Annotated in this window: 6 protein-coding genes and 1 pseudogene; 4 read left to right on the forward strand and 3 right to left on the reverse strand. The window is 68.2% G+C overall.

Going from position 1 to position 8084, the window contains the following annotated elements:
- Positions 1–305: 305 nt before the first annotated feature.
- Both J7F03_RS36900 and J7F03_RS36905 read right to left on the reverse strand, forming a co-directional pair.
- Positions 306–935 (reverse strand): class I SAM-dependent methyltransferase, encoded by a 630-nt coding sequence (locus J7F03_RS36900; protein ID WP_214957392.1) that lies wholly within the window; start codon positions 933–935, stop codon positions 306–308.
- Between the two features lie 1124 nt (positions 936–2059).
- Positions 2060–3322: a hypothetical protein gene (locus J7F03_RS36905; RefSeq protein WP_214957393.1), complete on the reverse strand. Its 1263-nt coding sequence runs from the start codon at positions 3320–3322 to the stop codon at positions 2060–2062.
- Between the two features lie 434 nt (positions 3323–3756).
- Here J7F03_RS36905 and J7F03_RS36910 point away from each other — a divergent pair, with 434 nt between their 5' ends.
- Positions 3757–4323 (forward strand): hypothetical protein, encoded by a 567-nt coding sequence (locus tag J7F03_RS36910; RefSeq protein ID WP_214957395.1) that lies wholly within the window; start codon positions 3757–3759, stop codon positions 4321–4323.
- Positions 4324–4610: 287 nt separating this feature from the next.
- Here J7F03_RS36910 and J7F03_RS36915 read toward each other — a convergent pair whose 3' ends face one another.
- The gene (locus tag J7F03_RS36915) at positions 4611–4763 is read right to left on the reverse strand and encodes a hypothetical protein (protein WP_214957397.1); all 153 of its coding nucleotides are present in this window, start codon (positions 4761–4763) and stop codon (positions 4611–4613) included.
- An 84-nt stretch (positions 4764–4847) separates the two neighbouring features.
- On the opposite strand from J7F03_RS36915, the gene J7F03_RS36920 reads away from it, so the two are divergent.
- The 3 genes and pseudogenes from J7F03_RS36920 (at position 4848) to J7F03_RS36930 (ending at position 8065) form a co-directional block, all read left to right on the forward strand.
- A complete protein-coding gene (locus J7F03_RS36920) occupies positions 4848–5357 on the forward strand; it encodes a hypothetical protein (protein ID WP_214957399.1) in 510 nt (169 codons plus the stop codon).
- Between the two features lie 154 nt (positions 5358–5511).
- Positions 5512–6723 (forward strand): annotated as a pseudogene (locus tag J7F03_RS36925) (helicase associated domain-containing protein); the annotation flags it as partial.
- Between the two features lie 457 nt (positions 6724–7180).
- Positions 7181–8065, forward strand: a complete 885-nt coding sequence (locus J7F03_RS36930) for a YaaC family protein (RefSeq protein WP_374104446.1) — start codon at positions 7181–7183, stop codon at positions 8063–8065.
- Positions 8066–8084 lie beyond the last annotated feature (19 nt).

Below are 8084 nucleotides of genomic sequence, written 5' to 3' on the forward strand. Positions count from 1 at the left end.
CTGAGCGCTGCGCGCTCAGGAGAGAACGGCCTCGCTGCGCTCGGCCGAGGCGCCTTCGGCGCCTGGTCCTCCGCTTCGCTCCGGACCATGGAACCGCCTCGCTTCGCTCGGCGGGAGCCCGCTTCGCGGGCTCAGAGCCGGCCCTTCGGGCCGGAGTCCTGCGCTGCGCTTCGGCCCGTTGGGCGGGTCCGCTCCGCTCCCCCACCCCGGTCCTTCCGTCTCCGCCTCCAGGACCAGCCCGCTACGCGGGCGGCTGGCTGCAAGGACGCCTCTGCCGGGGAATGGCCGACAGTTGGCCTTGTCCTTTATTGGAGGCGGGCCAGCAAGTGGACGTCGAGGAAGCCCCGCTCGGAGGCGGGATCGTGGAGCAGCCGGGCGAACGTGACCAGACCGGCCCCCGCCAGCAGCTCGGCGAACCGGTCCACCGGCCAGCTGTAGGCAGGCGTCACCTTGTGGTCGAAACGGACCGGATCGGGGCCATCGGTCCCGAAGAACGAGACCAGGAGCAGGCCCTCCGGTGCCAGGACACGCGCCTGCTCGGCGAGCAACGCGGGCAGTTCCCCCGGCGGAGTGTGGATCATCGAGTAGTGAGCCAGGACGCCGCCGAGCACACCGTCCTCGACCGGCAAGGCCTCCATCCGCGCCTCGTCGAACCGCAGCGCCGGCTGAGCCCGCCGGGCATGATCGACCATGGCCGGTGAGAGGTCGAACCCGAAGGCGTCCAGCCCCAGATCGTGCAGCATGGCCGTCAGATGCCCGGGCCCGCAGCCCACGTCGGCCGCCCGCGGGTTCCCCGTCCCCCGCACCAACTCGGCAAAGGTACCGATCATCGTCCGCGAGAACGGCTGCGTCTCCAGCCGATCAGCGAACAACGACGCGTACAGCTCGACGACCCCGTCGTAGGCCGCCCTTGTCTCATCCTGATGCTCCGCCACGGGAAGGAAGCTACTACCCGCGCACGCTCGCGGCTTCTCCGGCCCCCTGCCGACCACACGGTCAGGCGCAGCCCATCCCTGATTCAAAATGCTCAGCGGAAGGCCCCGCCTATCCTGAGTGCTTCAACTTTGTGGCGGGATAGACTCGGGAATCAAGGCCCCGGTACGGAACGAGCACTGGCCAGAGGTCCTGTCGGCGATCAGTGAAACTGCGCAGTACCCAACCAACCTGCGCAACCAGACGCGGAGCTAGGAACTCCGCAGGTCAGACGGCTGCCAGCCTCCCACTCTGCGCAGATTCAGTGAGCCGGCCCAACCGTAAACCCGCTCAGCCAACCTGCACATCCCCAGGTCAGGGACATGACGACTGCTCAGTTTCACTGACCGGCGACAGCAGCGGCCACACACCGCAGATTCGCACCCGGAGTCGGCGTAGACGGGGACTCCCATGTACTAGCTGGTCACCCCACACCTCCAGACCCGGCGAGCAGCCGACGCCGGTCGCCCCGCCAGGCGAGGGTCAGGTACTGGCAGGTGAACAGGCGGTGGGCTGTCCTGGGGGACTTGTTCACACCTCGCCGACGCCAGACCGCGTTCGCCACCGGGGATGGACCCATCAGGGGTGCACCACTGAGCCGAACCACCGACACACTCGCGAGGCCTCCCACCACCTGCCACCGAGATCCCCACGATGGCGGGCGGATCGAGTTCGGCCGCTCGCGGCGGCAGTGTGGCAGCTCGTTCGCCGACGTACTCGTCCCGGCCGGTCGGTCGCCGGACATCTGGCTCGTCTGGCCGAGGGCGGCTGCTGGCGCCAGGGTCGGTCGGCTTCGGAGTTCGCCCGCTGCCTGGTGCTGGTCACGCATCATGTGCGGACCGCCCCCTGGCCGGACCTGTTCCGGCCGAGCCACGGGTCTGACCGACAGCGGCCCGCTCCCGCTCTACCACGATTCCTGCCAGGGCAGCGCCAGGCGGGCAGGACCCGGCGGCCGAGGGCCGGGGTCCCAGCCCACCGGCAGCAGGCTGAGCCCTGCTAGGAGAGCTGACGTGGCATGAGGGCGGGGAGAAGGGCACGGTGACGGCTGGTGCCCGGCGGAACGCGGGCATCCATTGGGGGACCGTTGCTACTTGCTCGCGGCCTTCAAGAGCTCGTCGACTGTGCGCTCGGTGTAGCTGACTTCTTTCTTCAGGCCGTACGAATCCATCTCCTCGTCGCTGATTTGCTCCTCGCCGTCGGGGTCGCGTGTGATGGATACCGACAGGGACGGGTCGGTGTCGTCTTTTGCGAAGTAGCTCCCTTCGTGCCATTTCGGGATCGTCCACCAGGCGGTGAGGTAGTCCATGGCGTGTGTCAAGTCCAGCATTTTGCTGGAATGTTTGATTTTGGAGGAGTGCCAGTAAGCCTCATCTCCGCTATCAGCCACCCATTCAGGCACGTCCCCCACATGCTCCTGCTGCTGAGACTCTGGGTTCCAGGTCAATTTAATCGTATGTCGGTATTCTTTTACGGGTAGGGTGCCCCTATCGGCCCTGATGTAGGAGAGCATCGCCCAGATGTGGACGCGGCCGAGCCCGGAGCGCAGTGGCACGTCCACGACACTGTCGACGGAGATAGCCTCGCCAGGCTCGATAGGGGACCCCGCCGTCATGAATTCTCCGGCGCCCAGCATCCGCGAAGGACCGTCCCGCACGTGTCTGAGCGTGCCGGAATTTTCCCAGAAGTCGCGCTTCCACTCCTTCATCCCCTTGCCCCGGGGGTCGAAGGTGACCGGACGTCCCGTGACGGTCCACAAGGTGCCCACAGCGTAGATCCGCACCGTGCTGGAATTTTGAAGTTCCACATGCGCCGGAAGGTGGAGCGAGGCCCCGTCCGCACTCATCGTGGGAGCGCCGAACGACGCGTCGAAGGGGACGGTGACAGGAGTCGCGTAGGGCACGTAAATCTGCGAATAGGTGAGACTCGCGGCTCCGACCACGCCGGACACCAGCACGCTCAGGGCAATGCTTTTGGGATGCGGGATCCCCCGCCATACCCTCTGCCGGGCCAGGACACCAAAGGCCCAGCCCACCCAGAGCAGCAATCCGATCCACAGCCAGAGGAAGGGGGTGAAGTCACGGCCCTCGAACTGCGTGATCAGGAACATCAAGTCCGTGACAGTCACGGTCCCGACGCCGATGAGAACAGCCGCGCCCGAGTACCGCACGGCTTGTTTTCCCCAGTAGTCGAACGCCGACAGGGCGGCGATCACCTCCACCAGCGCCGCTGCAATGAAAGCGACACCCACGACGCGTCCGCCGAATGTCAGCGCGTTGAACGCGTCCGTCGTGCCTACGTGAAACAGCACCGCCGCGGACGTGAGCAGCCCGAGAGCCATCAGAGCTGCCACCGCAAGTCTTCGCCACCGCCCACGGAAGCGGTGGGGCTCGTCCGTGACTGTAGGGGGGTGCTCATCCACGATCACAGGGTGACCACCCCGGAGCAGCCGGTCTCGCAACGACACGCGTTCCCTACAGGACCAGTGTCGTGAGCAGCGGTCGCCGGGGAGGGTGTCAACTCAGCCCCGCGCTTCGGCGGCGCAGACCCCCAGGAAGAACTGGGAATGAGGAATGAGGCGACCCTCAAAGCGTGGGGCCGCCGGCCTTGCTCCGTGCGACCCCGCTTATTGGCGGTGGTGAACGCCGTCCATGACATTCCCCCACCTTCCCGATCGGGTGAAGTGCAGAGAAGCCACAAAACGACATGCCGTTACGGCGTAGGAGCGTCACCTCTCTGCCCGTCCTGCCGCGAGCAGCGCCGCGCCCAGTACGGAACCTGACGTCCGTGTCCCGCCCCGGCCGCACTGACCGCCCCACCCGGCCCGGCCGCCGCGCTCTGCCGCCGATCCGTGCCGTCCTGCCCGGCGGCACCGTCGAGGGGCAGCTCGTGCGGCGGTGGCAGACGGAGGCCGGGGAATGGATCTACGTGGTGGCCGTAAGCGCGTGGAGCAGCCGCGCTGCCACTACCGGCGCCGACGTCGCCGAGGACTTCATCGAGATACCCGTGCCCGCCCGGCAGGTCCGTCCCGTACGCGGGGTGTCCTACGAGGACGTTCCCACTCTCCGCCGCCGCTTGCCCGCCTCCCCGGCCCCGGCTACGGCCCGGCCAGAGCAGGCCGCCTCCCCGAGGGCGGCCGCGACCGCAGCGCCGGCCCCACCGGGTGACCGCGGGTGGACTGCCGAGCGCCTACGGACTGCCGCCAACTCGAAGGCATCCCGCCCGATCCGGATCCACCGGCCCGACTGCTGGACCCTTCCCACCGGCACCCGCGCCACCCTCACCACCGACCAAGCCCTCTGGATGACCGTGCACGACCCGCTCGCGGGGGCCTGCGACGGCCGGATCGGCTGACACGGGGTCGGGCGCTGCCCTGTCCCGTCCCGGTCGGTTCAGGTGCTGGAGTGATGATCGAACGTCGCGTCCTGGGCACCGGCCCGCGCCCCGCAACTCCCCCTGCGTCGACAACAGCCGCCCGCCGGGCCCGCCTCGCCGCCGAGGCGACCGAGAGGACGCCACCGCGAGCACCGCGATCCCCACCGGGTACCACCAGCTACCGGCCATCGACGTCGCCACATCCACGTTCATGGCTCCGCATCATGCCGGGATCCACTGACAGACAGCCCCCGATCGCGTCCGGTTCACGCTCGCGGGTATCCATGGCCCGGCGGCGGGTACTCCCGGCCCGGCAGTTCGGCGACGCCGTAGAGCACGATCCGCTCGAACTCCGACAGCTCCCCCGGCTCCCCGGCCGGATCGTCGGCGGCTTCGTCGATCGCCTTCAGCAGCCGCATCGACCGCTCCTGGTCCGCCTTCTGACGGGAAGAGGCCCGGTCCGCAGCGGGCGCCGCGGGCGGGGTGCGGAGGCCGCTGACACCATGCGGCAGTTCGTCCTCGACCGCGCCGGCCAGCCTCGCGCGGGAGGAACGGCTCTCGGGTACGAGCGAAAGTCCGTGGCTGTCCCGTACGGCAACTGCGAGGAACCCACGAACGTGAAGGCCGGCGGCCAAGCCTGCCCGATCCGATTCCAATGCGCCGGTTGCCCGTCCTACAGCCCCGACCCGTCCTACCTGCCCGCGATCCAAGACGAGCTGATCCGGCTCAAGGGCAGTCGCGAGATCGCAACGGTGTCCGGTGTCGCGGGGTACATCGTCGACGGCATGGACGGCCAGATCCGGGACTACACCAACATCGTCGCGACGATGCGAACCGCTCTGGCCGCGCTTCCGGAGGCCGAGCGCCGGGAGGTCGAGGACGCTGCCAGACTCCTACGGAAGTCCCGAGCTGGATCTGCCTCCGCTGTGGCTGTAGCGGAAACCGATTCATCTGGCAGGCGCCTCCTCCCACTGACCGTTGTCCGCCGCGACCCCACCGGAGCTGGCCAGTGACCGCCACTCGAAGCCGCGGCGACATTCTCCGCCAAGCCCGCCGGCGCGACAGCCAGCAGAAGCGCGCCAAGGTGCTCGCCACCGTCGACAGCATGGCCGCCAACGGCCAGGAAATCACCATGCTGGGTGTCGCGCGGGCGGCCGGTGTCTCCAACTGGCTGGTCTATCAGCCCGAGATCAAAGAGCACATCGACAAGGCACGCAAGGGCCGGGTATCCACGACTGCGCGCGAGAAGACCGGCGGCAGCGCGACGAGGACGGACGGATCATCAGCACCGCCGCCGGCGAGGGCGCGGACCAGGAGGACGGCACCGACGCCGCCGCCGAGTCCGCGCTGCTCCACTTCTCCTCCCCCAGGGACGCCGCGACCATCGCAGCGTTCCTGCGCACCCGCGTCTACCGGCCCGAGAGCCTGGTGTGGCTCGAGGGCTACCAAGCCCTCCTCCGCTGGCGTACGGCCCACGAGATCACCGGCCTGTACGCCGTCCCGTACGACACCGAAACCGAAGTCGGCGTCACCAAGGACTTCCCCCTCGGCAGGTGGGTGCACCAGCAGCGCAAGGCACTGCGGGCCGGAGAACTCGAGGAGCGGCGCAAGACCCTGCTCGACGCCCCGGAGGCCGGGATGGTCTGGGAGCCGGGCGAAGAGGCATGGGAGACCAAGCTCGCCGCGCTCCGCTCCTACCGAAGGGCCACCGGCCACCTCGCGCCCCGCCAGGACGCCGTCTGGGGCGAAGACGACGACATGGTGCCCATCGGACAGCACATGGCCAACCTCCGCCGCAAGGGCACCAAGAACGGCCTCGGCAAGAACGAGGACACCGCCACGACCCGGGCCGCAAAGCTCGCCGCGATCGACAAAGACTGGAACTGCCCCTGGCCACTGGACTGGCAGCGGCACTACCGCGTCCTGGCGGACCTGGTCGACGCCGACGGACAGCTGCCCGACATCGCACCCGGCGTCCTGATGGACGGCGACGACATCGGCAAGTGGCTCCAACAGCAGAAGCAACCGGCCTCCTGGGCGCGCCTCCTGCCCGAGCAGCAGGAACGGCTGACCGCGCTGGGCGTACAGCCCGCCCAGACGCCGTCTCCCGCCCCGGCGGCCGCCCCTACGGCGAAGGGCCCGAGCAAGGCACAGCAAGCGTTCCAGCGCGGCCTGACGGCTCTCGCGCAGTGGGTGGAGAGGGAGGGCGCGGGCCGGGCGGTACCGCGCGGCCACGGTGAGCTGATCACGGTCGCCGGCGAGGCCGAGCCGGTGACCGTGAAGCTGGGCGTATGGGTCTCCAACACCAAGACCCGGCGGGACAAGCTCACCCAGGAGCAGCGGGCAGCGCTTGTTGAGCTGGGCGTCGAGTGGGCGTAGAGCCAGATGACGAAGGGTCAGCCAGGATGCCCCGCTGCTGACCTTTTCGTCCTGTCTTGGCAACTGGCGAAGACTCGACCAGCGCCAGAACTCCCTCAATCGCCCCCATGACGGGCCCCCAGTACTCTCCGAAGATTCTCGGTCTGAGAATTTCGTACTCAGCGGGCAGGTCGTAGCGGTCCCAGTCCCGGCGCAACTTCCACATGTGATGTTCGGGCGGCACCGTGCCGCGAAGGTAGATGAGCGCGGCGGCGCGCCAGCGGACCTGATCACACGGATCACTGTCGAAATGTAGATCGCGGCCGTCGCGGAGAAGGCCGCGCAAGGTGGCCACCTGCTCCTCAGTGAGCTCCATACCCCAGGCAACGAGCGACCCTCTCGAAGGGCACCTCGGTTCAGCTCCCTGTGGGAAGACCCTCTTTCGCCACTCGCTTTTGGATAGCTTCCCACCATGTATATGCAGATAGACCCCCTTGAGGCGTGGGAGAGACTGCGGGCCAGTCGTTCGAGTCGGCCGGGTAGAGCGAGCAGCGGCGCGCGGGCCAGGACCTACGCCACAGCGCTGGAGCAGGCGCAGCAGATGTTCCGGGCTGCTGAGGGCGTGGGCCCGCAGACCCGCCCCCTGCTGGTCTTCTACGGCCTGAGTCAGGCGGGCCGGGCTATCGCGGCCGCGGCCGTCGGCCTCAAGGGTGAGGACTGGAATCTGGTCACGCACGGCATCCATGCCTCCGGCTACCACCTGGACTTTGCCGACATCGAGATCCGCACGGATCCTGAGGGCTCTGCCGGAAGCTTCGTACGGCTCAGCCAGCTGCTCCAGTCGCCGGTCTGGGGCAATGACACGGTCGTTCGGCTGGAAGAAGTCTGGGACAGTCTGCCCGCCAGCCTGGGGTACCCACTGACCAGCCGGGACCGGTTTACACCCCTGTACGCAAGCGCGGACTCGATCGAAGAAACTGACTTCCACCCGCTGCTCACCCTTCACGTCGGCGATATCTTGGACCGCGTCGTGGACGACGGCAGCCGTCCCGCACTGGATGACTTCCTGAAGAGCTACCCCGGCACCACCGGGTACGAGGACTTCGCCCGCCGCCGGGTGGGAGCCGATGCCGGACCGCACTACGAGCGTCACCACCCGGACGCCGGCTGGCTGTACATGCACTGGCCGATGCCCGCCGAGACCGGCTCCCAGGAGCAGCGACGGGAACGCCTATCCGCGATGACCCGGAGATACGCCGGTCATCGCTACTTCTTCCCCGCCGTTGCGGGACTGAGGCGAGAACTCCACCCGCTCATGGCGTGGTGGGCAGTGCTGTACGCGATGTCAATGCTCGCCCGTTAGGGCTTGCGGATTATTAACT

Source organism: Streptomyces sp. ISL-43 (assembly GCF_018614195.1).
In the GTDB taxonomy this organism is placed as follows: Bacteria; Actinomycetota; Actinomycetes; order Streptomycetales; family Streptomycetaceae; genus Streptomyces.

Excerpts from the sequence above, each read along its gene's own strand:
- J7F03_RS36915 (WP_214957397.1), bottom strand. The coding sequence starts at position 4,763 with ATGCGGCTGCTGAAGGCGATCGACGAAGCCGCCGACGATCCGGCCGGG.
- J7F03_RS36930 (WP_374104446.1), top strand. The coding sequence starts at position 7,181 with ATGCAGATAGACCCCCTTGAGGCGTGGGAGAGACTGCGGGCCAGTCGT.
- J7F03_RS36920 (WP_214957399.1), top strand. The coding sequence starts at position 4,848 with ATGCGGCAGTTCGTCCTCGACCGCGCCGGCCAGCCTCGCGCGGGAGGA.